General features: G+C 41.0%; 23 protein-coding genes and 2 pseudogenes. 4 read left to right on the plus strand and 21 right to left on the minus strand.

The genetic code is table 11. The annotated features are described in order from the left end of the window. Positions 1–16: 16 nt before the first annotated feature. Together codY and PCY14_RS03185 are read right to left on the minus strand one after the other, a co-directional pair. Positions 17–802, minus strand: a complete 786-nt coding sequence (gene codY, locus PCY14_RS03180; protein ID WP_002884784.1) for a GTP-sensing pleiotropic transcriptional regulator CodY — start codon at positions 800–802, stop codon at positions 17–19. A 266-nt stretch (positions 803–1,068) separates the two neighbouring features. Then, positions 1,069–2,283, minus strand: a complete 1,215-nt coding sequence (locus PCY14_RS03185) for a pyridoxal phosphate-dependent aminotransferase (RefSeq protein WP_002884715.1) — start codon at positions 2,281–2,283, stop codon at positions 1,069–1,071. A gap of 359 nt (positions 2,284–2,642) precedes the next feature. Between PCY14_RS03185 and PCY14_RS03190 the strand changes: the two genes are divergently transcribed. Further along, entirely contained in the window at positions 2,643–3,095 is a 453-nt protein-coding gene (locus PCY14_RS03190; protein ID WP_002891687.1) for a universal stress protein, read from the plus strand. An 81-nt stretch (positions 3,096–3,176) separates the two neighbouring features. On the opposite strand, the gene PCY14_RS03195 is transcribed toward PCY14_RS03190, so the two are convergent. The 4 genes from PCY14_RS03195 to PCY14_RS03210 all read right to left on the minus strand — a co-directional run bounded on the left by PCY14_RS03195 (position 3,177) and on the right by PCY14_RS03210 (position 7,869). After that, a complete protein-coding gene (locus tag PCY14_RS03195; protein WP_021146381.1) occupies positions 3,177–3,929 on the minus strand; it encodes a hypothetical protein in 753 nt (250 codons plus the stop codon). Positions 3,930–4,209: 280 nt separating this feature from the next. Then, the gene (gene pflA, locus PCY14_RS03200; RefSeq protein ID WP_021146382.1) at positions 4,210–5,010 is read right to left on the minus strand and encodes a pyruvate formate-lyase-activating protein; all 801 of its coding nucleotides are present in this window, start codon (positions 5,008–5,010) and stop codon (positions 4,210–4,212) included. A 441-nt stretch (positions 5,011–5,451) separates the two neighbouring features. Next, positions 5,452–6,186 (minus strand): LPXTG cell wall anchor domain-containing protein, encoded by a 735-nt coding sequence (locus PCY14_RS03205; RefSeq protein ID WP_021146383.1) that lies wholly within the window; start codon positions 6,184–6,186, stop codon positions 5,452–5,454. A gap of 351 nt (positions 6,187–6,537) precedes the next feature. Further along, complete coding sequence (locus PCY14_RS03210; RefSeq protein WP_301363159.1) at positions 6,538–7,869, minus strand: hemolysin family protein; 1,332 nt, start codon at positions 7,867–7,869, stop codon at positions 6,538–6,540. 110 nt (positions 7,870–7,979) lie between these two features. Here PCY14_RS03210 and PCY14_RS03215 point away from each other — a divergent pair, with 110 nt between their 5' ends. Continuing rightward, positions 7,980–8,762, plus strand: a complete 783-nt coding sequence (locus PCY14_RS03215) for an ABC transporter ATP-binding protein (protein ID WP_293941298.1) — start codon at positions 7,980–7,982, stop codon at positions 8,760–8,762. A 340-nt stretch (positions 8,763–9,102) separates the two neighbouring features. Next, positions 9,103–9,422, plus strand: a pseudogene (locus PCY14_RS03220) (hypothetical protein). 32 nt (positions 9,423–9,454) lie between these two features. Here the strand turns inward: PCY14_RS03220 and PCY14_RS03225 are convergent. From PCY14_RS03225 to dinB, 15 genes and pseudogenes are all read right to left on the minus strand, one after another. After that, a pseudogene (locus PCY14_RS03225) lies at positions 9,455–11,522 on the minus strand (cation:proton antiporter). Positions 11,523–11,530: 8 nt separating this feature from the next. Next, the gene (locus tag PCY14_RS03230; RefSeq protein WP_021146390.1) at positions 11,531–11,773 is read right to left on the minus strand and encodes a hypothetical protein; all 243 of its coding nucleotides are present in this window, start codon (positions 11,771–11,773) and stop codon (positions 11,531–11,533) included. Beyond that, entirely contained in the window at positions 11,770–12,318 is a 549-nt protein-coding gene (locus PCY14_RS03235) for a class I SAM-dependent methyltransferase (RefSeq protein WP_021146391.1), read from the minus strand. Before PCY14_RS03235 ends, PCY14_RS03230 begins: the two co-directional genes overlap by 4 nt. After that, positions 12,315–13,259 carry a TIGR01212 family radical SAM protein gene (locus PCY14_RS03240; protein WP_021152496.1) on the minus strand — a complete coding sequence of 315 codons (945 nt, stop codon included), beginning with the start codon at positions 13,257–13,259 and terminating at the stop codon, positions 12,315–12,317. The genes PCY14_RS03235 and PCY14_RS03240 overlap by 4 nt, the downstream gene beginning before the upstream one ends. 85 nt (positions 13,260–13,344) lie before the next feature. Next, a complete protein-coding gene (locus tag PCY14_RS03245) occupies positions 13,345–14,382 on the minus strand; it encodes a SepM family pheromone-processing serine protease (RefSeq protein ID WP_051176080.1) in 1,038 nt (345 codons plus the stop codon). A gap of 16 nt (positions 14,383–14,398) precedes the next feature. Next, entirely contained in the window at positions 14,399–14,896 is a 498-nt protein-coding gene (gene coaD / locus PCY14_RS03250; RefSeq protein WP_021146394.1) for a pantetheine-phosphate adenylyltransferase, read from the minus strand. 31 nt (positions 14,897–14,927) lie between these two features. Next, a complete protein-coding gene (gene rsmD, locus PCY14_RS03255) occupies positions 14,928–15,467 on the minus strand; it encodes a 16S rRNA (guanine(966)-N(2))-methyltransferase RsmD (RefSeq protein WP_021146395.1) in 540 nt (179 codons plus the stop codon). Between the two features lie 149 nt (positions 15,468–15,616). Next, a complete protein-coding gene (gene trxB, locus PCY14_RS03260; RefSeq protein ID WP_021146396.1) occupies positions 15,617–16,537 on the minus strand; it encodes a thioredoxin-disulfide reductase in 921 nt (306 codons plus the stop codon). A 65-nt stretch (positions 16,538–16,602) separates the two neighbouring features. Then, positions 16,603–16,827: a DUF4059 family protein gene (locus tag PCY14_RS03265; protein ID WP_002888207.1), complete on the minus strand. Its 225-nt coding sequence runs from the start codon at positions 16,825–16,827 to the stop codon at positions 16,603–16,605. Positions 16,828–17,041: 214 nt separating this feature from the next. Continuing rightward, the gene (locus tag PCY14_RS03270; RefSeq protein ID WP_021152498.1) at positions 17,042–17,785 is read right to left on the minus strand and encodes an amino acid ABC transporter ATP-binding protein; all 744 of its coding nucleotides are present in this window, start codon (positions 17,783–17,785) and stop codon (positions 17,042–17,044) included. Beyond that, positions 17,785–18,531: an amino acid ABC transporter permease gene (locus tag PCY14_RS03275; protein WP_134954306.1), complete on the minus strand. Its 747-nt coding sequence runs from the start codon at positions 18,529–18,531 to the stop codon at positions 17,785–17,787. Before PCY14_RS03275 ends, PCY14_RS03270 begins: the two co-directional genes overlap by 1 nt. A 596-nt stretch (positions 18,532–19,127) precedes the next feature. Continuing rightward, positions 19,128–19,958, minus strand: a complete 831-nt coding sequence (locus tag PCY14_RS03280) for a transporter substrate-binding domain-containing protein (protein ID WP_037609049.1) — start codon at positions 19,956–19,958, stop codon at positions 19,128–19,130. 171 nt (positions 19,959–20,129) lie between these two features. Continuing rightward, the gene (locus tag PCY14_RS03285; RefSeq protein WP_021146401.1) at positions 20,130–20,912 is read right to left on the minus strand and encodes a tetratricopeptide repeat protein; all 783 of its coding nucleotides are present in this window, start codon (positions 20,910–20,912) and stop codon (positions 20,130–20,132) included. Between the two features lie 248 nt (positions 20,913–21,160). Beyond that, positions 21,161–22,051 (minus strand): hypothetical protein, encoded by an 891-nt coding sequence (locus PCY14_RS03290; RefSeq protein ID WP_021146402.1) that lies wholly within the window; start codon positions 22,049–22,051, stop codon positions 21,161–21,163. Positions 22,052–22,151: 100 nt separating this feature from the next. Beyond that, positions 22,152–23,261: a DNA polymerase IV gene (gene dinB / locus PCY14_RS03295; RefSeq protein WP_021146403.1), complete on the minus strand. Its 1,110-nt coding sequence runs from the start codon at positions 23,259–23,261 to the stop codon at positions 22,152–22,154. Between the two features lie 267 nt (positions 23,262–23,528). Between dinB and pflB the strand changes: the two genes are divergently transcribed. Continuing rightward, positions 23,529–25,841 (plus strand): formate C-acetyltransferase, encoded by a 2,313-nt coding sequence (gene pflB / locus PCY14_RS03300; protein ID WP_293937092.1) that lies wholly within the window; start codon positions 23,529–23,531, stop codon positions 25,839–25,841. Positions 25,842–26,013: the final 172 nt, after the last annotated feature.

The following is a 26,013-nucleotide window of genomic DNA, read 5'->3' on the forward strand; positions in this document are numbered from 1 at the left end:
TCTTTCAGTATTCTTCTTATTCGTATTCTTTCAATTTATCGTAGATACCTTCGTTAAGGACTTTAAGATAAGTCCCTTTCATACCGAGTGAACGGCTCTCAATAATACCAGCTGATTCCAACTTACGAAGGGCATTAACGATAACTGAACGTGTGATTCCGATACGGTCAGCGATAACAGACGCTGTCAAGCGACCTTCCAAACCGTCCAACTCATTCAAGATAGCTGAAACTGCCTTGATTTCTGAGTAAGACAAGGTATTAATAGCCATGTTAATAGCTGTCTGTTTACGAATTGTTTCTTCCAAGTTCTCTGTTTGAAGATTCAACAACTGCAACCCAACTACTGTAGAGGCAATCTCAACCAAGATAAGATCTTCATCCACAAAATCATGGTCGTTACGCCAAATGATGAAAGAACCAAGACGCATACCACCACCATAGATTGGGGCAATTGTAGTCAAACCATCTGGGAAGTCATCTTTTGATTCCACAGGGAAAATGGTCAAGTCACTGTCAATACCAATGTTTTCTTGAGTGTCATAAACACGGCTGATACCACGTGTGTATTCTTCTGGAAGTTGTTTGGCTTCAAAAAACTCTTCCACACGATCATTGTTGGTTTTGTACTTCATGGCAAAACCAAGGAGAGCACCACCACCATTAACGATAGCAGCGTTACAATCAATGATATCCGCCAATTGAGCAGCCATATTGTTGTATGGAAGATCTCCTTCCAAGCTGTCTACTGAGCGTTGCAAGATAGATGTAATTTTACGTGTTTTAGCCAGCAAATTTGCCATATTTATTGTCTTCACTTTCTATTGTAATCATAATAATATCAAGCCTTGTACTAATCTTCTGCGTCAAGACCTACTAGCCCTATCATTATAGCACACTTAACCCAGAAATTGCAAACAATTGTCTGAAAATTATTTATTATTCTACTATTCATTATATTAAGTATATTATGGCATTTTTAGGAAAAATGTTCAGATCTTGCTCAAATACATCCCTTTTTAGAGACAATAAAAACTGGACAAGCCTTTTTGTCCAGTTTTTTAAGAAATTAACGCTTGTAATATGACAAGACTCGTTCGATTTTGTTACCGAGATCAGCCAACTCTTCAACACGAGGAAGGTAGACAATACGGAAGTGATCTGGTTCATTCCAGTTAAAGCCTTTACCTGGAACTAGGAGAACCTTCTCCTTCTTCAAGAGACGAAGACAGAATTCTTCATCATCTTCAATATCATACATGTTACGGTCAATCTTAGGGAAGATGTAAAGCCCTGCATCTGGCTTAACAGCTGATAGTCCTGGAATAGCGTTTACGGTATTCGTGATAAACTCACGTTGTTCATAGATACGACCACCAGGAATCAAGAGTTCATCCACGGATTGGTAGCCACCAAGTGAAGTCTGAATAACGTGCTGAGAGAGCACGTTGGCACAGAGACGCATGTTGGCCAACATATTAAGCCCTTCAATATAGCCTTTGACATTCTTTTTAGGTCCAGAGAGAACCATCCAACCTACACGGAAACCACAGATACGGTGAGACTTAGAAAGACCATTCATAGACACACAGAAAACATCTGGTGCAAGACTAGCAATCGCAGTATGCTTTTTACCATCCATAACCAAGCGGTCATAAATCTCATCCGCAAAGATAATCAAATCATTTTGTCGAGCAATATCTACAATCTGTTCAAGAACATCCTTAGGATAGAGCGAACCTGTAGGATTATTGGGATTGATGACTACAATTGCCTTAGTATTTGACGTAATCTTTGATTTGATATCATCAATATCTGGATACCAGTTAGATTTTTCATCACAGACATAGTGTACGGCATTACCGCCAGCTAGACTGACACAAGCTGTCCAAAGAGGATAGTCTGGCATTGGGACCAAGACCTCATCTCCATCATCAAGCAAAGCCTGCATTGACATGGAAATCATCTCTGAAACTCCATTACCAATATAAATATCATCAATATCTACATTTGGGAATCCCTTTAGCTGGCAATACTGCATAATCGCCTTACGAGCTGAGAAAATCCCCTTACTATCCGAATACCCTTCACTGTTACGAACATTCATAATTAAATCACGAATGACTTCATCCGGTGCTGTAAAGCCAAATTCCGCAGGATTTCCTGTATTAAGACGAAGAATCTTTTCACCATTGGCAATCATACGGTTGGCTTCATCCAAAACTGGTCCACGAATATCATAGGCAACGTGATCCAACTTTGATGATTTATCAAATGTTTTCATAAGTTAATCCTTTCAAAAGATACTAAAAGTAGATACATCTAGCAGAAAATAAGAAAATTCAACACCTGATGGGGATTTCCACTTTTATTGACACCAACTTTAGGCTTGGCCATTTGGTATCATTTCTGAAGACTTGTCTTCCTCTTTTTTAATTATCATGTTTCTTACGAAGCTAATAACAGATTGTATTATACCTCTTTTTCAAGCAATCTTCAATTTTTAGATAATACTGAAATCTTCACATTACGAAGAGCATTCTAAAGTAAGCAGTCAAAAAAAGATTTCAGAAAATCTATAACAACGCTTTCATTTTTTAGATTAAAGGAGTATAATAAAGCTAAAGATAGGAGGTAGAGCTTATGTCTCAACAATATGAACGTATTATGGTAGCTATCGACGGTTCTTACGAATCAGAACTGGCCTTTATTAAAGGTGTGCACGTTGCAAAACGTAATAATGCTCAGTTACTATTGGTACACGTTATCGATACACGCGCCCTTCAAAGCGTTGCGACTTTCGACTCTTACATCTATGAAAAACTAGAAGACGAAGCTAAAGCTGTTTTGGCTGACTTTGAACGCCAAGCCAGAGAAGCTGGTTTAACCAAGATTCGCAAAGTTATTGAGTTCGGTAATCCTAAGAGCCTCTTGGCTGTTGATATCCCTGATAAGGAAAATGTTGACCTTATTATGGTTGGTGCCACAGGTCTCAATACTTTTGAACGCTTGCTTATTGGTTCATCTTCTGAATACATTCTCCGTCACGCAAAAGTTGACTTGCTCATTGTTCGTGACTCAGAAAAAACACTTTAGTCGCCTCTCACAAGCACCTACGGTGCTTTTTTTCATACGAAAAAGAACTGGGACCCTTTTGTCTCAGTTCTTTTGTTTATTCTATTTTTCAGACTTAGCCGATTTAGATACCTCTTCAGACTCTGAACTTGCTTGACTTTTTTCTTTTGACTCTTCACTAGCAGATTGGCTTGAAACACCTGCTTGCTCTAAAGCAAGGCTAGTTGAAAGGCTCGCATGCTCAGCTTCCTGACTAAGGCTAGCTTCAACAATCATCAATTCTTTTTGGCGCTCAGTCTCACGTTGGTATTCACGTTCTTCCAGTTCATCCTGACGTCGTCTTTCTTGCTCACGTCTTTGAGCTCTTTGACGCTCACGTTTAGCATGGCGTTTTTGCGTCTCATCAATCAAGACCTTTGTGTTGTCCTTAATACGCATCAACTTAACAAGACGAACCAAAAGTCTCCAAAGGAAGACAACAATGGACTCTGCAAAAAGTAGAATCTCTACTATAATGACTCCCAACAAACTCCAAGCCATGAAGAGTGTAATCAACAACTGCGTGAAAATCTTCTTCAAATCACCTAAGTGATTATTGTGGATATTAAGGGTCTCAAGGAAAAGATCCAAAATACCTTGCAAAAGATTAGACTTAACAGACTTATCTCCATCAAGACTCAAGTCTGTTTGGACTTCTGCCGGAGTAACCACGGTCAATTCGCCATCTTGGTAGACTTCTACACGGTCTCCCAAATTGATAGCAAAATCAAATAGGGCTTTATCTATTTTCTTTAAGCGCCCATCAGGATGACTAAGATAGACAAAATCATCATCAATTTTTAATATACGAAACATAATTTACCTGCTTTTTAGTACTTCATAAATAATAGCAAAGTTAAAAAGCTCTTGTCAAGAGCTTGTCGAATGGATACAAACAATTTTAAATACGTCATAGACTAAGAACTTCTGCAAAAAACGTGAAATAAGAACTTATTTCACAAGCAAAGTGAACATCGGTCTAGAATTTTTCTTATGATAAAAATGCTTAAAACAGTCTGTTTCAAGCACTCCATAATATTTAAAACCGTTAGGAAAACTGTTTTAGGCTGATCCTAAATCTCAAACAGTTATCATTTTAGTCCAAAGTTTTGACACCAACACGGTTCTTGTATTCTTGATAGGTTTCAGTATGCATGAGGGCCTTAGCATTTTTAACACGGTCCATAGTTGGTGGTTTGACCCCTTCCAAAGGATATGGAATACCCAGCTCACGCCACTTGAATTCGCCCATAGTATGATAAGGAAGAATCTCAAACTTATCAACATTTTTCAAGGTTTTAACAAATTCACCCAGCTTAATTAAGTGATCATCAAAGTCGGTCAATCCAGGTACCAAGACATGGCGAATCCAGACTGGCACTTGTTTATCAGACAGATATTTTGCAAAGGCCAAGATATTCGTATTAGGTTGGCGAGTTACAAATTTGTGTTGCTCTGGATTAATCTCTTTGATGTCAAGCAGAACCAAATCAGTCACAGCCAAGAGTTTGTCAACGACTTCATGATACTCAGGAGTATTACGGTAGGCAAAACCACAGGTATCAAGTGTACAGTGAATGCCTAACTTTTTAGCCTCTGTAAAGAGAGCCGTAACAAACTCAATCTGAAGCATGGCCTCACCACCGGATACAGTGATACCACCTTGCTCTCCCCAGAAATGACGGAAACGAAGAGCTTCTTCTAAGACATCCTCGACAGTACGCTCAACAGCCTTATTTGACTCCATAGCCCATGTATCTGGGTTATGGCAATATTGGCAACGCATCTTACAGCCTTGCATAAAAACAATAAAACGGATACCCGGACCATCTACGGATCCAAAACTTTCAGTCGAATGAACCAGTCCAGTCACCTGACTGTAATCAATTTCTGCCATGGCAGCCTCCTTGAAAACGCTTTTTACATAAACTCATTATACCTTTTTTACGAAAAACATGCTTCTTATCTGCCCGAATTAAAGCAAAGGTTATACTATAATACATCTCTAGTAAGGTGTAAACTATACTATACCAGAAAGAAAAATCGGAAATAAACCAGTCTTAGAACACAGACAAACGCATCTGAACATCCCATAAATAAGCATTTCTGTAAAGTCTTTAGTGTAAGCACAAAAAATATAAATTGAGACTCTCCGCTACGACAAAAACGCCTGAAACTAAAAAGTTTCAGGCGTTCATAATGTTGAGACTTAAAGCTTAAAAATGAGGCATGGAACTTCGAGAAAGTTCGCCTACGTCCATTATCACCTTAGGAAAATCTCAAAATAAGAGCTTATGTTAAATCTAAAACTAGAAGATATCCAGTCTTCTCTGATAGGTTAAGCACGTTTTTTGAAGCCCAAAAAGGCTGCTGCTGCAAGGAAGAAAGTCCCTGCGATTGTCAAGAAGGTTGCTGCTTCTTCACCGGTCTTAGGAAGGGTTACTTCTTTCCCTTTAGCATCTTTACCTGTCAATGTTCCATCAGTGTTAACCTTAAATCCTACCGCTTCAGGAGCAACGACACTTGTTGTACCATCAGTATTTGCAATAACAACTTGGCTATTTTGTGTAGAAACAATTGTTTGGCCAGCTGCTGTCACAACTGGAGCTGCAGGTGTAACAGTCACAACAGGTTGTCCATTGACATTCACTGAAGGAACCTCAGGTGTTTGAGGGTTCTCTTTTGTTTCAGTATTAGCCGCTGGTGCTGCTGTATCAGGCTTATCAGCTGGTTTTTCAGCAGGTTTATCTGACGACTCAGTTGTTGGAGCTGGTGTTGCTGGCGTTTCTGGAGTCGCTGGCGCTGTTGGCGTCGTAGGAGTTTCAGGCGTCGCTGGTACTTCAGGGACAGCAGGAGCAGTTGGCGTTGTCGCTCCTGTATTTGAATCATTACTGCGAGCCAAATCGCCATCACTTGGCGCTGTAGAAGAGCCTGTTGTTCCACGCTCTGCTGTTGGTTGCGTGATCAAAGCATCATTTGTAGCAATGCCATCATCCGCAAAAGAAGTTACTGGTACTAAAGCTCCTAGGGTAAGGAAAAGCAATCCACTATAAATAGATTTTTTAGAAGCCATTAAAATTCTCCTTTTTTCATTTGTCAGTTAATTTATATTTTACCATAAAAAAGGTATAAAAGACTATTTTAATCAAAATCTTATCATTTTATATTCTAAGCCTATCAAAAGAGCTAAATGTGTTTAAAATTCTTTAAACAAAAATGACAAGTCTGATAAAGACGTTTCTCCTCAAGTAAGTAAAAATGGCTTAATATCATGCTCTAAGGCAGTTTTTCATTTTATCATTTAGCTAAAGAAAATTTAAAATGAAGATAAGAAAAAAGCGTCCTCTCATAAAGAGATGGAACGCTCAATTATCATTTTCTGTTCTAATAGCTCTAGGGTTTTCTAATCAAAATACTCTTAATGCTATTCTTCTACTTCCTCTGGAGCTTCTGTGATGATGACTTTCAGCTTGGTTACTCGACCATCCTTAACCTTGTCATTGATGAATTCAAGGTGTTTATCTTTATTAATCACTTCATAGTGTTCTTTGACTTCTTGAGTAGGGATAGCTCCTACACCAGTCAAATAGTAACCTGCGATAGTGTCAACATCATCACTCTCAAGTTCAGTGTCAAAGTATTCGTTGAAGTCGTTAAGGGTCATAACTCCCTCAACAATATAGGTATTTTCTCCAATTTCACGAACTTCTACACTAGCTTTATCTGTTTCGTCATCAATCTCGCCGACGATTTCTTCCAACAAATCCTCGAAGGTCACTAGACCAGCCACACCGCCATATTCATCAAGCAAGATAGCCATTTGATTGTTGGTATTACGAAATGCCGTCAAAAGATCGTTAACAAAGATTGTTTCTGGAACAAAGAGGGGCTCGTTCATGATGCGACGAAGCTTAACATTCTCAAAACCGAGCTCATAACCTGCTTGAAGGAGGTTTTTGGTATGGATAACACCGATAATCTTATCCTTATCATCTTCGTAGACGGGGATACGAGAGAAGCTTTGCTTAAGAATGGCTTGGATATTTTCCTGAGTGTTGTCTTCAATATCAATCATGAAGGCATCTGTACGAGGAACCATAACTTCACGCGCCATCAATTCATCAAGAGAGAATACACCTTGAAGCATTTCGATTTCCTCAGCTTCAAGTGTTTCATCACTCTTGGTCAACATGTACTCAATCTCGTCACGTGTCATCTGCTCATCCGCATCATCAAAAGTCATAGGTGTCAAACGAGACAAAAGGTTGGTTGATGCCGAAAGAATCCATACAAAAGGACTGACAATCTTACCAGTTACGATAATGACAGGTGCTGAGTAGATGGCCAGATTCTCCTTAAGGTTCATGGCAATACGCTTAGGATAAAGCTCACCAAAAACGATAGAAATGTAGGTCAAGACTACCAAAGATACCAGGCTACCAGCTGTTTTAGCCCATGCTACGTGACCAAACCAAGTTGCTATAACTGCCCCTAGTGAAGCAGAGAGACTGGCCCCTTGCAAAAGACTGATAAACGTAATACCAACCTGAATAGTTGATAAGAAGTTATTAGGATTTTCAAGAACCTTAAGTAGGCGAATAAATTTCTTATCACCCTCTTCTGCCTTTTGCTCGACACGAGAGCGATTGAGTGACACTAGGGCCATCTCAGACGCTGAGAAAAAGGCTGTAAGCAGGGTTAAAATGACTAGTAAAATAAATTGAAATAATAAGGACTGACCACTAGAGTCTTCCATTTTTTTCTTCTCCTCTAAAAAAATTCTGACTTTCATTATACCACAGTTTTCCAATAAAAGCCCTTATTTTATGCTATAATTAGAGTAATTTACCATCAAAGGAGAGACTTATGTCACTTATACGATTAGAAAATGTCAGTTTGACTCGCCAAGGAAAAACACTCTTGTCCAACTTAAACTGGACAGTGGAGAAAGGGCAAACCTGGGCCATTCTAGGTCTTAATGGTGCTGGAAAATCCACCCTCCTACGTCTTTTGACCGCTGATTTTTTCCCAAGTGAAGGTCAAGCTGAGATCCTTGGCTATAGCTTTGGTAATGGCGATATCACAGGCCTCCGCAAACAGATTGGTATTGTTAGTTCCTTTATCACCGAGCGTCTGCCCAAGCATATGACCGCTGAAAAGATCGTACTTACCGGTAAGTACAAGAGTTCAATCCTCTATAAGGCATACGGCGACAAAGAATTACAAGAAGCTAAGGACATGCTGATATCACTTGGAGCTGAGGAACTGATTGGCCGCCAATATCACGGCCTCTCTCAAGGGGAAAAACAAATTTGTTTGATTGCTCGTAGCCTTATGGAAGACCCTGACATCATTATCCTAGACGAAGCGACTGTTGGCTTAGACCTCTTTGCTCGTGAAAAACTCTTGCGTCAGATTGATCGCATCACTTCACTTCCTCATGCTCCACTAGTCCTTTATGTCACCCACCATGCTGAGGAAATCACTGAAAATATGGACCACATCCTTCTGCTCCGCCAAGGAAAAATTGTGGCTCAAGGGGCTAAAAATGACATCATCACACCGGAAGTCTTGGCTGATTTCTACCAAAATCCTGTTCAAATTATTCCCATTGATGACCATCGTTTTTACATTAACCCACTTCTCTAAGAATTAATCACTATTTATGAACAACATCATAGAAACAAGTCCCTCAGACCATAGACTGGGGGACTTGTTCTTTTATCACCACTACTCTTTTATTTGAGATACGCCATACAAAATTAAGGCTGGAACGATGAGCTGTACTATAGACGACTTTTGTCAAAAGATTTCACCATGTGATAAAATCTTTTGACTTTTACCGATTCAGTCAAAACTGTCCTTTTTGACCGAATAGCTTCTAGAATGAACCACATAGACAAATAATATTGTCCGTAAGTTAACCTTTTGATAATTTAGTAGGTGTTAAAGCAAAATATCTTTCAGATATAGAAAACGAGGTAGAAACATGACTAAAGTAATAGGTATTGGATTAATCGGTACAGCAGTAACAGTTATCACTTACAGTATTCTCGGCTTCCCAAAATTGAGATGTCGCTTTGGCCACTCTTTCCAGTCGCTCTTTTTGCTTTCTTTGCAATAGAAAATCTTATCAAAAAAGATTATAAATCTAGCCTCATGAGTACTTTGATTGGTTTAATGATTGCTAATGCAATCTATGGCGTGCTCCCTATATCAAATAGCATCCTGATTGTTGCAGGAATTTTAACATGCCTTGGTCTAGGCTTTCTTTTTCCAAATCACGGTAATGAAAAAGAGAAACATTAAAAAGAAGTCAAGAAAAATCTTGGCTTCTTCACTTAAACTCGCCCTCGGGCTAGATTAATCATATCATAGGTCAAGGTATTGCTGGTCTCTTTGAGAGAATAATCCTCCAAAGTATTGACCTCCTTACGAAGCTGTTTGGCGTAGCGGCTAGAGATTAACTCATCTTGTTCATATTCGTTGATTACTTTACGTTCCAAATAGTAGCCTCGCAACATCTCGTCGATATTGTCAGGACTAAGGTGGGTAATAACCCGTTCAACAAAGGCTCCTGACTGGATAATCTCAGCCTCTTGTAAACGGCCACGCTTTAGATAAGACAAGAGGTCGGAGTGATAGACACCTTCCAGATTACTCAGGGCTTCCAATACTTGCTCAGTATTTGTCAAATAAAGCTCCGCCATGTGATCACGATTTTCCTCTGTTAAACGAGGAGCTCGTAACGTCTCCTCCTTGCCAAGATGAAATTTAAAGGTAAAGGCAAGGTGTAGGAGCCTACGTAGGCCTCGTACAAAGACAACGAAGGCATAGGAAAGGCTGGAGACGAAGCCACGGTTAATACGACGCTCCAATCCCTTGATATAACGCTGATAGAGATTGTATTCAAGTTCTGAAAGTTGCCCCTTCTTGTAGGCATACTCTAACCCTTCACTCTCGATTTCCATAATCATGACACGGATATTGGCCAGCTCTTCTTTGACATCATTGGACTCTTGCTCCAAGATGAGGTTTTCCAGACGTTGATTATAATTGTCAATGGTAGCGTAAACAGCACCCTGATGCTTAGACTGCTTCAGGTCCTTTCCAAGTTCCCCAACGACATCATTCAAAATAGCAATCTGCATATAGTGGTTGGTTGTATGGGCTGCCCCCGTTGCCAATTTTGGTAGGACTAAAATGCCTGTTAAAAAGCTTAAGAGGGTGACACCCGCCACTGTAAAGAGGAGAAGGCTATGTTCTAAAGTCGTCATATTGGCAAGAGGAAGCAAGAGAATCGTCGCAATGGACACTGTTCCCTTAACCCCAGAGAAGGTCAGAAGAGTGGCACTCTTCCAAATTCTTTTTAGGGGTCTTTTGTTTTTCCAGGCTCTTTGGGCAAATACCGCACTAATCATGACAAATCGAATGGCAAACATGATCGCTGTCAAAAGCACGATTGCTAGCAGCAACCAGAGATTATCGTAGGTGCTACTTTGCAGAACGGGCATGGCCAAGGTTGGTAATTCCGTCCCCAAAAGGAAGAAGACCATACCATTTAGCATAAAGGTAATGGTTCCCCAAATGGTATGCGAAATACTATCCAATTTGGCATCAAAAACCGTAATTTTTTTGAAACGGCTGGCTAGAGAAATACCAGCCACTACTACGGCAATAATGCCCGAGACATGAATCTCCTCCGCAACAAAGTAAGAGGCAATAGGGAGCACAAGTTCTAGTAGGAGTGCCCCAGTGACATCTGCTGCATCCATATTGTCCAGGATAGTCAAGAAGAGCCGATTAAGGAGGGCCGTGATTAGGCCGACCAGAAAGCCCCCCCATAACGGAAAGGAACAAATTCCAACTAGCATCAAGGAGCGAAAAGGCTCCCGTTGTCAAGGCAGTCACCGCTACTTGAAAAGCGACCAGACCTGAAGCATCGTTCAAAAGCCCTTCACCCTGCAAAATATAACCTATCCACTTTGGAAAACTGAAGCGTTTGGCAATAGCTGAATAGGCCACAAAATCAGTCGGTCCAAGGGCCGCCCCGATAGCTAGACAGGCAGATAGAGGCACTGATACAGGCAGGATGGACTTAGCCAGATAACCGATTCCCAATGTCGATACGAAGATGACTGGAAAAATCAGAAATAGAATCAATTTCCAGTTACGTAGTATGCTGGTAATATCACTCTCTTCCCCCTCTCGGAAAAGCAAGGGAGCGATGATAAAAGCTAGAAAGAGTTCTGTTTCAAGCTCAAAAACACGACCTTTGAAAAGTAAACCAATGCCCACTCCAAAAATAATTTGAATCAAGGGCAGAGAAAGTCGTGGAAAGATACGGTTGATAACGTTCGATAAGATCAAGCTAAAAAGAAGAACCAGTAAAGCCGATGATAGATGCATAGCTCCTCCTAATCTTCTTTATGGCAACAGTTTGAAAATAATTCTTTTTGCTTACTGATTTTTTTATCAATAGCCGTCACATCTTCCTTGGCCAAAAGTTTATGGCAACGTTCGACCTCAAGACTAGCCAGCTTTTTCTTAATTTTTGCCGTTTTACGGTTTTCGACTTTTTTCAAGGTGTCCTCGGCACTTTGCTTATCGATATATTTGGCCTGCATCTCCGCCAATTTTTCTTTAATGTCTGTAATCATTGTAATTTCTCCAGCATCACCAAAAATGGTGGTGTGTTAATTTGATTGAGGGGTTGGTAAAGCATGGCTGTGAAAACACGTTGGTCCAAACCAATGACATACTCAAGAACAGCGTCCTTTTCCATATCACCACCATCATGACCGTAGTAAATCATAATCGCCAAGCGACCACCAACTTCTAAGCGGTCAAGAATTTTCTCAATAGCTTCAAGAGTCGTGTGGGGCTTGGTGATGACAGTCTTGTCTGCAGATGGCAGATAGCCCAGATTGAAAATAGCTGCTCGAATAGTTTCCGTGACATATCGGTCCAGATTTTCATGCCCATCTAAAATGAGTTCTGCATTGTCAATTTTCAAATCTGACAAGCGTTGACTGGTCTTTTCAAGCGCCTGCTCCTGCACGTCAAAGGCATAGACCTTCTTGGCAAGACCAGCTAAAAAGGCGGTATCATTGCCATTTCCCATAGTCGCATCAACAGCGATACTCCCATCATCTAGCACTTGAGCTAGAAAATCATGAGACATCTGAATCGGACGTTTCATCATGCTTCTTTCTCCTTTTCCTTAGCTACTTTACAGCCTTGCCATGAGCCACGACGTTCCATCTCCTTGTCAATGGCATTAAGAACTTCCCACTTGTTGAGACTCCACATAGGACCAATCAGCATGTCTCGGGGCGCATCACCAGTGATTCGGTGAATGACGATATCCTTAGGAATGATTTCCAACTGGTCACAGATGATGGACACATATTCTTCCTGACTCAGCAATTTCAGACGCCCCTCGTGGTAGTCTCTTTGCATACGGGTATTGGTCATCAGGTGGAGGAGGTGGAGTTTAATCCCCTGAATGTCATTATCCGTCACACAACGGCGAACATTTTCCACCATCATCTCGTGGGTTTCTCCTGGCAAACCATTAATCAAATGCGATACAATCTCAGCCTTGGGCGCACGCTCACGCACACGCTTAACCGTCTCTACATAGAGATCATAGCTGTGTGCTCGGTTAATGAGCTCTGACGTTTCTTCATAAGTGGTCTGCAGTCCAAGTTCAACGGTCACGTACATACGTTCTGTGAGTTCGGCCAGATAATCAATCACATCGTCAGGCAAACAGTCTGGGCGGGTACCGATATTGATGCCAACAACACCAGGCTCATTGATAGCCTGTTCGTAGCGATCCTTGATAACCTCAAGCGGCGCGTGGGTATTGGTAAAGTTTTGAAAATAAACCAGATATTTCTGAACTTCTGGCCACTTGCGATGCATGAAGTCAATTTCATGGTAAAACTGCTCACGAATCGGTGCCTCAGGAGCTACAATGGCATCCCCAGATCCCGAAACCGTACAAAAGGTACAGCCACCGTGAGCCACCGTACCATCACGGTTGGGGCAATCAAAGCCCGCATCTATTGGTAGTTTGAAAATCTTTTCGCCAAAAAGCTCACGATAGTAATCATTAACTGTTCTATAACGTTTTTTCATAAGGACTATTATAACACTTTGACCTAAAAAAGAGGGTAAGACAGAGACAAGAATCAAGGATTTCTGCCTGTCCTACTCTCTCTTCTTATTTCGTCTTTTTCAAATAATCAATGGCTTCTTGAGCTGTTTTTACAGGAACGATTTTCATCTTGGTTCCCAGTTTCTCGGCAGCTTCCTTAGCCTCTTGATAGTTGGTTTTGGCATCCGGATCAGCCTTTTTCATTTCCTTGGTTACTGGGTTGTTTGGCACGAAGAAAATGTCTGCACCGCTATCGGCCGCTGATTTCACCTTAAGGTAGGCACCACCAATGTCACCGACAGAACCATCCTTTTCAATGGTTCCCGTTCCAGCAATCTTACGACCATCCTTGAGGTTTTGACCAGAAACCTGGTCGTAAATAGCCAAGGTAAACATAAGACCCGCACTTGGTCCACCGACACCATCAAGTTTAAACTTCACATTCTCAGAACTCTTGACCTCAGTATGGTCCGTCAAGCCGATACCAATACCATTCTTACCATTGGCGATCTTGATAATCTTACCTGTGGCCGACTTTGATTTGTCATCTGTCGTATAAGTGACCTTAACCTTTGAACCCAACTTAAGTCCCTGAACGTATTTAATCAAATCAGCCGAATTATTAAAGGTCTTGTCATTGACAGCCGTCACCGTATCCGCAATATTAAGAACGCCCTTGAAGCTGGAATCATCATTGACCTGAAGCACATAGACACCCATATAGTCCAAGCTCGCCTTTTTACCAGCCAGCGTCAAGCCTTGATAAATGGCTTGGTTTTGGGAAGTCTCCATGTAAAATTGGTTGATACGCATGTAATCTTCATCAGAGTAATTACCCGTTGCCTCTTCAGCCGTTTGAAGCTTAGCGAAATTATTGAGCTGAGCATAGAGCATGAGGGCCAAGGTCGCCTTGGTTTGGGCCACCGCCACAAAATTGTAGGAACCTTTTGAATCATCGGCTTTCTTATCCACAGTCAAGACTTCCTTGGTATCAAAAGCACCACCCGGAAGCTCTACATAGTAATTATTGAGCGGGAAAAAGAGGGCAAAAAGGAGGAAAAGTACTGTAAAAATACCTAAGAGCCACCACTTAATCCGCCACATTTTCCCTAATAGCGATTTAGATTTTGTCTTGTTTGCCACGCTTGGCCTCCACTTCCTTAACAACTGCTTGAGGAACATAAGAACTAATGTCCCCCTCAAAATAAATCAACTCACGCACACGACTTGAGGAGACTGGTGTCACCTCATGACTAGCAATCAAATAAACCGTTTCAAGCTCAGGCGCCAGCCCCTTATTGAAATAGTCCATATTGGCCTCATAGTCAAAATCTGTCGCATTACGAAGGCCTCGAACCAAATAGGTCACGCCAAGGTCTCTGGCAACATCTACAGCCAGACTATCGTGAGCCGTTATGACCTTGACATTGGGAAAATCTGCCACAACCTCATCCAAGATACGCTTGCGAGTCGCAACATCCCAGAAGCCCTGCTTGTTTTTATTATAAAAAAGGCCAATATAAAGCTCGTCAAAGAGCTTGCTGGCTCTGGCAATGATATCCATATGCCCATTGGTAATCGGATCAAAAGACCCCGTAAACATAGCAATTTGGGTCATCGCATTTCCTTTCTACACCCGCTACAGGTACCTAGCGCACGTAAACCGTCACCTTACTGATACCATAGGTTTTCTGCTTCCAAATCCCAAAGTTTGAAATTTCTTCAGGCAGGTCTACAGCCTTATCTGTCTCGCAAACCAACATCACTTCTTTAGCCAAGAGCCCTTGATCCTCTAACTGAGTAATATTAGCCACAATCTGCTCTTTGGCATAAGGCGGATCTAAAAGCACCAAGTCAAACTGACCTGTCAATTGGGTCAGTGCACGCGCCGCATCCATCTTCAAAAGCTGAAACTGTTTCTCACTCTTGGTCATCTTAATATTTTGCTGAATAATAGCTTGTGCCCGACGGTCTTTTTCCACGAGAACAGCAGACGACATGCCACGACTAATAGCCTCAATGGCCAGACTACCACTCCCAGAAAAAAGATCCAAAACACGCCCTCCATCAAAGAAAGGACCAATCATATTGAAAATGGCACCCTTGACCTTGTCCGTTGTTGGACGAGTCGTTTTGCCTTCTAACGTTTTAAGCGGACGCCCGCCAAAATCACCTGCTACAACACGCAAGTTGGTCACCTCATTTTTACTGATTTTAGTAAGACTTTTCTATTATACCAAAAAACCACACATAGATGTTGCTTCAAAGGATGCTAGACAAGCTGAAAACCATCAAGCAAACACAAAAAACTCGAGAGCCTCCCGAGTTTTCATTTATTTTACTTATCAGCAAGTGCAGTCACGTAGTTGTAAGCTTCGATACCAGCTGTGGCACCATCCCCTACGGCTGTTGTGATTTGGCGAAGGTCTTTCTGGCGGACATCCCCAATGGCAAAGATACCAGGAATACTTGTCGCCATCTTATCATCTGTAATAACCCAACCAGCTTGGTCAGTGATACCCAGACCTGTCACGTAATCTGAAACCGGATCAAGTCCGACATAAACAAAGACACCACCAAATTCGTGATTAGTCACTTCACCAGTTTTGACATTCTTGATATCAACACTGCGAACCTTGATGTCATCACCCTTGATTTCTTCAACGACAGAATCCCAGATAAACTTGACCTTTTCATTGGCGAAGGCACGGTCTTGAAGGACCTTTTGGGCACGCAACTCGTCACGACGGTGAACAATGGTTACGCTATTGGCAAAGCGTGTCAAATAAATTCCTTCTTCAACGGCAGAGTCACCACCACCAACGACCAAGAGGTCTTGATTACGGAAGAAAGCCCCATCACATACCGCACAGTAAGAAACCCCACGGCTGTTGTACTCTTCTTCACCAGCAACACCGATGTGGCGGTGCTTGGCCCCCGTCGCAATGATAACTGTCTTGGTTTGGTACTCCTCGTCACCAGTTTTGACGACTTTATAGTCACCCTTGTCCTCGATACCAGACACAATACCGTAAAGATTTTCAACGCCCAATTTTTCCAAAGGTTCGAACATCTTCATAGACAATTCTGGACCAGAGATATTTTCAAAGCCAGGGTAATTTTCAATCTCAGACGTGTTATTCATCTGTCCGCCAGGAGCACCTTGCTCCAAAGTTGCCACTTTAAGGTTGGCACGGGCTGCATATAGCGCTGCTGTCATCCCTGCAGGACCAGCTCCAATAATAATCGTATCGTACATGAGTCACTCCTTTTACGCATTTCTTGTAGAGATATCTTACACCTAATAGGCCATCAAAGCTAGTATTATGCATTCAGCACGATGAGGATTGCCATAAAAGCAAAAGCCAAGACAGGAATCGAAACCATCGACATCATGATAGCATCATAGAGGGCACCTTGACGCTCCTTAACCGTCTTGTCAGCACGACGTAGGGCACGCCATCCAAGCCAAAAGGCACCAATCACCAAGCACATAAAGAAAGCAATCACAAGGCCCAAAAGGTAAAATTTAAAAATATTTAATAACATAAATCATCCTAAAGTGAGAAATAGAAAAGGCTGAGACAACATTCTCCAACCTCTGAATCCGATTAGTAATAACTGCCGAAGGCAGTATCTGATTGGACTTTCGGGGCATCTTCAAAAATTCCAAAAGCTCCTAATCATCCTTACAGGATCCGACTACGGACTATAAATGGAGTCCTGTCGTATCACCTTTTTCTATTGTAACAAAAATCCCATCTTAAAGATATTGTTTTGAATAAGAAGCGAAAAATTCTTTCGTTCTTTCTTCTTTTGGGTGGTTGAAAAGTTCTTCAGGTGTTCCTTGTTCAAGGATATGCCCTTTCTCAAGGAAGAGCACCTTGTCAGCCACTTGATAAACAAAGTTCATGTCGTGACTAACCAAAATCATGGTCTGACCTGACTTAGCTGCATCAGCGATTGATTTTTCAACCTCACCAACCAACTCAGGGTCAAGGGCAGATGTCGGTTCGTCAAGCAAGAGCACATCAGGCTTCATGGCAAGGGCACGGGCCAAGGCCACACGTTGCTTTTGACCACCTGACAAATGACGTGGGTAGTGATTTTCACGATTAGACAGCCCAACCTTAGCGAGCTCTTCTTTCGCAATCTTGGTAGCTTCTTCGTCAGAAAGTTTCTTAACAATCTTAAGACCTTCCTTAACATTATCCAAGGCTGTGCGACGTTCAAAGAGGTTAAACTGTTGGAATACCATGGCCAACTTACGACGAAGGGTAAGGATTTGCTCCTTGGTAATTGCTTCGAAATCCACCTTAAAGTCATCAATGGCAATGGTGCCAGAATCAGGTTGTTCCAAATAGTTTAAGCTACGAAGGATGGTTGACTTACCTGCACCAGAGGCACCGACAAGCGCTACCACTTCGCCTTTTTCGATATCAAAGTTAATCCCATCAAGAACCTTTTGACCTGAAAATTCCTTGGTCAAATTTTTGATGCTAATCATTAGCGGTCACCTCCAATTCCAGAAATGTCAGTTACTTCAGGTGCCTTAATGGCCATATGATTTTCAACCGAACGACCAATATTTTCAATCAAGATTGAGATGCCCCAGTAAACGAGGGCTACTGAGATATAACGTTCAAAGTAACGGTAGTCAGCACCACCCAAGATTTGAGCCTGCGCATACATTTCGACGATACCTGCACTAAAGGCAAGTGATGTTCCCTTAGTCAAACCAATCAAACTGTTAATCAGACTTGGTGTCGCAATAACCGCCGCATTTGGAATAATGACACGACGGTAGACCTGTGCTGATGTCATCCCAAGAGAGCGGGCAGCTTCGATTTCTCCAGCATCCACAGCTTGAATCGCTGCACGAATGGTTTCACTCATGTAAGCCGCTTCATTAAAGGCAAAGGCTGTAATAGCGAAGATAGCTGGTGGAATCTCATTAATGTTCCAATCTAAGCCGAACTCACCATTCAAGTAACGAAGGAAGAGTGGAATACCATAGTAAGTCAACATGAGTTGTACAAGGATTGGTGTCCCACGCAAGAAGCTCACAAAAACGGCTTGAATTGGATAAAGGATACGTACTCGATTAATTTTAACAACCGCAAAGACAAGGGCCAAAATCAACCCAAAGAAGGCACCTGCAATAGTCAATCCCAAAGTTAAAGGCAAGCGTTCCACAATCTTAGGAACAGCATCGAAGACAGCCTTCCATGAGAAGAGCTTACCAGCTGGCATCCAAGATGAAATCCATTTGAAGACAACCGTAACCAGTTGCAAAATATAACCCCAAAGAATTTCTACTAGCCAAGACAAGGGAATGGCTAAAGCAACAGCTACTGCCAAACCAACCAAGCCAATGATAACTTGGAGATACCAAGGTGACCGATTAAATGCTTCTATACTCTTTTTCACAATGTCGCCCTTTCTTTCTAAAAAAGTAGGTTAGCCTAGTGCTAACCATTCAAATATCTTATCATAATTTTATAGTATTCATTTTAGCACGACTCAGAAAGTCTGTGAAATAGTCTTTTCTTATCATAGTGATAAGAAAATCGTATCACTGATAGCAATACCTTATTAAGACTAAAAAGATTTGAACTCATTCCTTATTTCACGAACAAAGTGAGCATAAACCGAGGCTTTCCGACGTGAGAAAAACACCTGAAACTTTAAAGTTTCAGGTGTTCGGAAGTTTTGAGACCTTAGGCTCAAAACTTAGTCATGGAACTTCGAAGAAGGTCGCTGACGTCCGTCATCACCTCAGGAAAGCCTCAAAAGAAAGCTTTGTCTTCAATCCAAAGCTGAGACGGCAGTCTCAACTTTTAACAGTCTTATTTCAAATCACTGACGTAATCGCCACCGAAATATTCCTTGCTGAGTTTGGCAAGGGTTCCATCCTTCTTGAGCTCTTTGATACGTTTGTTGGTAAAGGTTCTGAGTTCCTTACCTTGCTTATCATTTGAGAATAGAAGATATTCAAGACCATCGGTCTTCATACCGATATCGTCTTTAATCTTGTTTACAGCCAACTTATAGCCCTGATCTTTGACAATGTATTCAGAGGAAATAGCATCGTAAAGGATAAAATCAATTTTGCCTTCTTGAATGTGTTGGATACGTGTTGAAAGACCAGTTGAGCTAGATGCATAGTTGATTGTAATTGGTTTCTTATCTTCATTGGCGTGGTTCCAATTTTCAAGCAACTGAGCATAGTTAGAACCAGGAAGCACCTCTGTCGTCTTACCAGACAGATCGTCTAGGCTAGTATACTTGGTCCCCTCAGCACTAGTGATGGCATAGTTAGAACGTGAAATCGGATCTGAGAAACCATATTTCTGCTCACGCTCTTCATTGTAGTTGAAATCATTAGCCGCAATCTGATAACGTCCAGAATCCACCCCTGTCAAGATAGAATCAAAAGGTGTCGTCACAAACTTGACCTCATACTTGTCTGAATCCTTGAAAATAGCCTTGACCAAATCAATATCATAACCCTTGAAGTCATCACCTTTTTTGAAAGTGAAAGGCGCCGTATCAGAATCCGTCGCAACAGTAATCGTCTGCTTTTCACCAGATGCCTTACCATCACTCTTGTTTCCACAAGCAGCCAAAGTCAAAACTGACAAGCCAAGAATCCCTAAACCTGCAAGCCATTTTTTCATATCTATAATCCTCGATACTTTCTTCAATAGTTTTTGATAGTAGTGTACCACCTTCACCCCTAGTCGTCTAATACTAAAAAACTAAGAGGTGATAGATAAAGATTATAGGAGGAAGGGGATAAATAACAAGATAGAAAAAAGCTGCCACTCATGTGACAACTCTAGCGATAACTACACCGTCTCTTCCAAATACTTCTTAGCCTCTTTCACGTAAAAGAGCTCTGGATTTTCGTTTACGATTTCTTGGAAGCAGGCTTTGGCTTCTTCGGGTTGGTTTTGGTTGAGATAACTGAGACCAGCGTAATACTTTGCTTCAATTTGGTAAAGCTTATATTTTGGTGCTAGCCTCTCAAAATAATCAGTCGGTTGACCTGAAACAACCCTATAGATAGCTAACAATTTTGCAGAACGTTCTGGAACATTCTTACCTTTCATTTTGCGATACAAGGCAAGGCTATCCTCAAAATCAGCAAAATCTTTTTGATTAATTTTGTTAAGTATACGATAGTAGGAAAGGCTTGTTAACAATACTTTGCGTCGCTTCCACCTCGCCTTTTTTATATTAATTTCATTCAGTGACTGCAAGGACTGATCAAATTCTCCTCGAAAATAGTGATACTGAGCATCTGCTAGGTAGGATTCTTGTAGTACTGCTTTTTTATCCTGTTTAAATGTATGACGATAAGCATATTCAAAATATTTTTGATACTTATCAAGTTCAGTCAGAGTAAATAGAATCTCCCTCATTTGAGAAGTAATCAAATAATTTGCATAAATCTTTAATGCCAAAAGAAAATACATCAACACAGCACAACAGCAGAGAAGCACTAAGTTATCAGCTAAGTAACTATATGTTGCAAGACAAAAAATAGCTATTCCTAAAATAAGTATAGTTAGCTTGAAAGCATAAACTCTCTTGAAAATATCTTCATGCTTAGTATTAGTTAAATTCATTATCAATATTGTCCTTATACATCTTTGTCATCGAGAGATGAGAGTTTGCTGTCACAACCTATTCTTTCCAAAATACTCGACAAATCATTTATCAAAATATTCTGAATAAAGACTACAATATCCATTATAGCATGGAAAATAAGCTTTCATGACATTATGAGAGGGACAAAATTATTAGGATTTAGGTATTAGAAAACCCCAGCGAGAGGCTGGGGTGGTGATGGATAAAATCAATTTGTGCTAAAACACTACTTATCCTTATCTGATGACTTACTGCTTGAGTCGCTACTGTCTTCAGGTTGATAATCTGATAAATTCTTATGGATGCGTTCAGCGTAAACAGCTCTGCTTCCTGATTCATCATGGTCAACCAAGGCTTCGGCAAGCTCTTTATAATCTTCTACAGAAATAGTCCAGTTACCCCCATCATCTTTGGTTAGCTTGAAGGTCTTTTCTAGATCATCAGCACCTGTCAAAGGTGTATAGGCCATTTCTTTATCAATATCCTTAAATTGTGTCAAATCGCCGTTAAAGTTTTCACCATAAAGGAATTTCGTTGTGAGATCTTTGGCTTTACCTTTTTCTACATCGTTGTTATCAGCTTGATTCCACTGTTTCAACTTGTCAATGTCGTTATCATAGAGACTCATAAGGAGAGTACGAACAGCAGCTGCAGCACCATAGGCACTAACAGAGCGTGAAGTAAAGGTAACTGTCGCTTCATTTCCTTTAACTTTGACATCTTTCAGCTTATAGTCCTGAATCTTACCAATCATATTACGACGGACCTTGAGGAACTTAGAAAGCACTTGGGTTGGTGTCTTAGCATCATAACCTTCAATGTATTTAAACGTATACTTGTCTTCCGGTGTATACCCCTTTTCTTCGATAGTATCTGCAACTTGTTTTTCAAAGACTTTCGTTTCAGTCCAGGCTTCGTAATTTTCACCGTAGAGTTTTGAAAAACCGTTACTAGATTTTCCAAGCATAGTATCAATTAAAACTGTCGCATCAGCCTTGGCACGTTCTGTCGGAGTTGGTGTCGCTTTTTTCTTCTCAGCTGGCTTATTGGAAGCACAAGCTACGAGAAGCAAGCAAGCTGCCAGAATCAGTCCTAAATAGGTAAGAACTTTTTTCATTAAGATTATTCCCTCATTTCTTTTAGTTACTATTTAAGATAGCATAGGTCTGATGATTCTTCAAGGTCACTTTCCAAAAGAAAAAATCAAAACTCTACTATTATAATGACTCCAAATCATCTAGGTCCAATTGCCTGCCTTCTTGATCTTCCAGACCCGTCAGCGTCACACCGAGCAGGCGAACACCACTACTATTTTCCTCCAGTTGGTCAAAAATGGTATGGGCAGTCCTTTCGATGGCCTCAAAACCCTGGGTTGATTTGTCCAAGGTCATACGCTTGGTTAAGGTCGAAAAATCCGAATAACGGACCTTAATGACAACGATTCGACCAACTTTTTTATTTTTCTTGGCACTTTCAGCCACCCGTCTAGCATTCTTTGTCAACTCAGCCTTGATATCATCTTCATTATAAAGAAGCTTGCCATAGGTTCGCTCACTTCCGATAGATTTACGGACACGATTGGGCCTGACAGGACTATTGGAAATCCCTCTAGCCTTACGAAAGAGATCAAATCCGAAGCGTCCAAAACGATCAATCAGCGTCATCTCAGGAATCTTCAGAAGATCGGCACCGGTGTATATTTCCATGTCGTGAAGACGTTCAACTGACTTTTTACCTACTCCATGAAACTTTTCAATAGGGAGCTTTTCCAAAAATTCCTGAGCCTCCTCTGGAAGCACCACCGTCAAACCAGCAGGCTTTTGAAAATCAGAAGCTAGTTTGGCGATAAATTTATTGTAGGAAACGCCTGCTGAACAAGTCAGGTGAAGTTCCTGCCAGATGTCATACTGGATAAGTTTAGCTACCTTAACCGCGGATTTGATACCAAGCTTATTTATCGTCACATCAAGATAGGCTTCGTCGATAGACATAGGCTCTACCAAGTCGGTATAGCGTTTAAAAATCTCACGAATTTGCATCCCTACCTCTCGGTAATGGCTATAATTTCCTGAGATAAAGATAGCATTGGGACAACGTTCATAGGCCTCCTTAGAAGACATGGCTGAATGGACACCATATTTTCTAGCCTCGTAATTACAGGTTGATACCACACCACGTCCCCCTGTTTTTCTAGGATCGTGACCGATAATAACCGGTTTGTCCTTAAGACTGGGGTCATCCCTCATCTCGACTTGAGCAAAAAAGGCGTCCATGTCAATATGGATGATTTTCCGACTGGTATCATTTATTAAAGGAAACTCTAACATGGCTCCCTGCCTCCTTTCTCAGATTTATCTCATTGTAAAGCTTTTCACATAAAACTTTGGGACTACAAAGCATTCTCCCCTTATGATACCAAAATCTACCAAAAAACAGAAATTTATAATACAGATTTGTTGTTTTCAAAACTGTATTATAAAAGAATGTCACTAAAAACGCAGTTTTAAAGTTGTGTAAGCGGTTACTGTGTGATAGAATACTTCTAGAGAATGTAACAGATGATTTTGTTACTAGAATTATAGGAGATCCAAACTATGGCAACGGTTAAAACTAACACAGATGTTTTTGAAAAAGCGTGGGAAGGCTTTAAAGGAACTGACTGGAAAGAAAAAGCTAGCGTTTCACGTTTCGTTCAAGCAAACTACACACCTTATGATGGTGACGAAAGCTTCCTTGCAGGACCAACTGAACGCTCTCTAAAAATTAAAAAAATTGTAGATGAAACTAAAGCTGGCTATGAAGCTGAAGGACGCTTCCCAATGGATACTCGTCCAACTTCAATCGCTGACATTGACGCAGGATACATTTCAAAAGAAGATGAACTTATCTATGGTATCCAAAATGATGAGCTCTTCAAATTGAACTTCATGCCTAAAGGTGGTATCCGTATGGCGGAAACTGCTTTGAAAGAACACGGTTATGAACCAGATCCAGCTGTACACGAAATTTTCACAAAATACGTAACTACAGTTAACGATGGTATCTTCCGTGCTTACACTTCAAACATCCGTCGTGCACGTCACGCTCACACAGTTACTGGTCTTCCAGATGCATACTCACGTGGACGTATCATCGGGGTTTATGCTCGTCTTGCCCTTTACGGTGCTGACTACTTGATGCAAGAAAAAGTTAACGACTGGAATGCTATCAAAGAAATCGACGAAGAAACAATCCGTCTTCGTGAAGAAGTTAACCTTCAATATCAAGCACTTCAAGACGTTGTTCGCCTTGGTGACCTTTACGGTGTAGATGTTCGTCGCCCAGCCTTCGATACTAAAGAAGCTATCCAATGGACAAACATCGCCTTCATGGCAGTATGTCGTGTGATCAACGGTGCCGCTACATCTCTTGGACGTGTGCCAATCGTTCTTGATATCTATGCAGAACGTGACCTTGCTCGTGGTACTTACACTGAATCAGAAATCCAAGAATTCGTTGATGATTTCGTTATGAAACTTCGTACAGTTAAGTTTGCTCGTACAAAAGCTTACGACCAATTGTACTCAGGTGACCCAACATTCATCACAACTTCTATGGCTGGTATGGGTGCTGACGGACGTCACCGTGTTACTAAGATGGACTACCGTTTCTTGAATACTCTTGACAACATCGGTAACTCTCCAGAACCAAACTTGACAGTTCTTTGGACTGACAAATTGCCTTACTCATTCCGTCGTTACTGTATGCACATGAGCCACAAACACTCTTCTATCCAATACGAAGGTGTAACTACTATGGCTAAAGACGGATACGGTGAAATGAGCTGTATCTCATGTTGTGTATCACCACTTGACCCAGAAAACGAAGAACAACGTCACAACATCCAATACTTCGGTGCTCGTGTTAACGTACTTAAAGCCCTTCTTACTGGTTTGAACGGTGGTTACGACGATGTTCATAAAGACTACAAAGTATTTGATATCGATCCAATCCGTGATGAAGTTCTTGACTTTGACACTGTTAAAGCTAACTTCGAAAAATCTCTTGACTGGTTGACTGATACTTACGTAGATGCCCTTAACATCATCCACTACATGACTGATAAGTACAACTACGAAGCTGTTCAAATGGCCTTCTTGCCAACTAAACAACGTGCTAACATGGGATTCGGTATCTGTGGTTTCGCAAATACTGTTGATACATTGTCAGCAATCAAATACGCTACAGTTAAACCAATCCGTGACGAAGATGGCTACATCTACGACTACGAAACAATCGGTGAATACCCACGTTGGGGTGAAGATGACCCACGTTCAAACGAATTGGCAGAATGGTTGATTGAAGCTTACACTACTCGTCTTCGTAGCCACAAACTCTACAAAGATGCAGAAGCTACAGTTTCACTTCTTACAATCACTTCTAACGTTGCTTACTCTAAACAAACTGGTAACTCTCCAGTTCACAAAGGGGTATACCTCAACGAAGATGGTTCAGTGAACTTGTCTAAACTTGAATTCTTCTCACCAGGTGCTAACCCATCTAACAAAGCTAAAGGTGGATGGTTGCAAAACTTGAACTCACTTGCTAGCCTTGACTTCGGTTATGCTGCTGACGGTATCTCATTGACAACTCAAGTATCACCTCGTGCTCTTGGTAAAACTCGTGACGAACAAGTCGACAACTTGGTAACAATCCTTGATGGTTACTTCGAAAACGGTGGACAACACGTTAACTTGAACGTTATGGACTTGTCAGACGTTTACGAAAAGATTATGAATGGTGAGGACGTTATCGTTCGTATCTCTGGTTACTGTGTAAACACTAAATACCTCACTCCAGAACAAAAAACTGAATTGACTCAACGTGTCTTCCACGAAGTTCTTTCAATGGACGATGCTTTGGGATAAGCTAAATAATAAGGAACTCGCTAGTGCGAGTTCTTTTATTTTTATAAAAAATCATGTTATTTTATCATATTATTATAACTAATTTATAATATATATTGACATTTTATTAGATAAGCTATAGAATATAAGCATTTCCGTTTGGAATTTCCAAACACTTCTTTCTCAGAAGAGC

The organism is Streptococcus sp. SV2 (assembly GCF_030440175.1).
Taxonomy (GTDB): domain Bacteria; phylum Bacillota; class Bacilli; order Lactobacillales; family Streptococcaceae; genus Streptococcus; species Streptococcus raffinosi.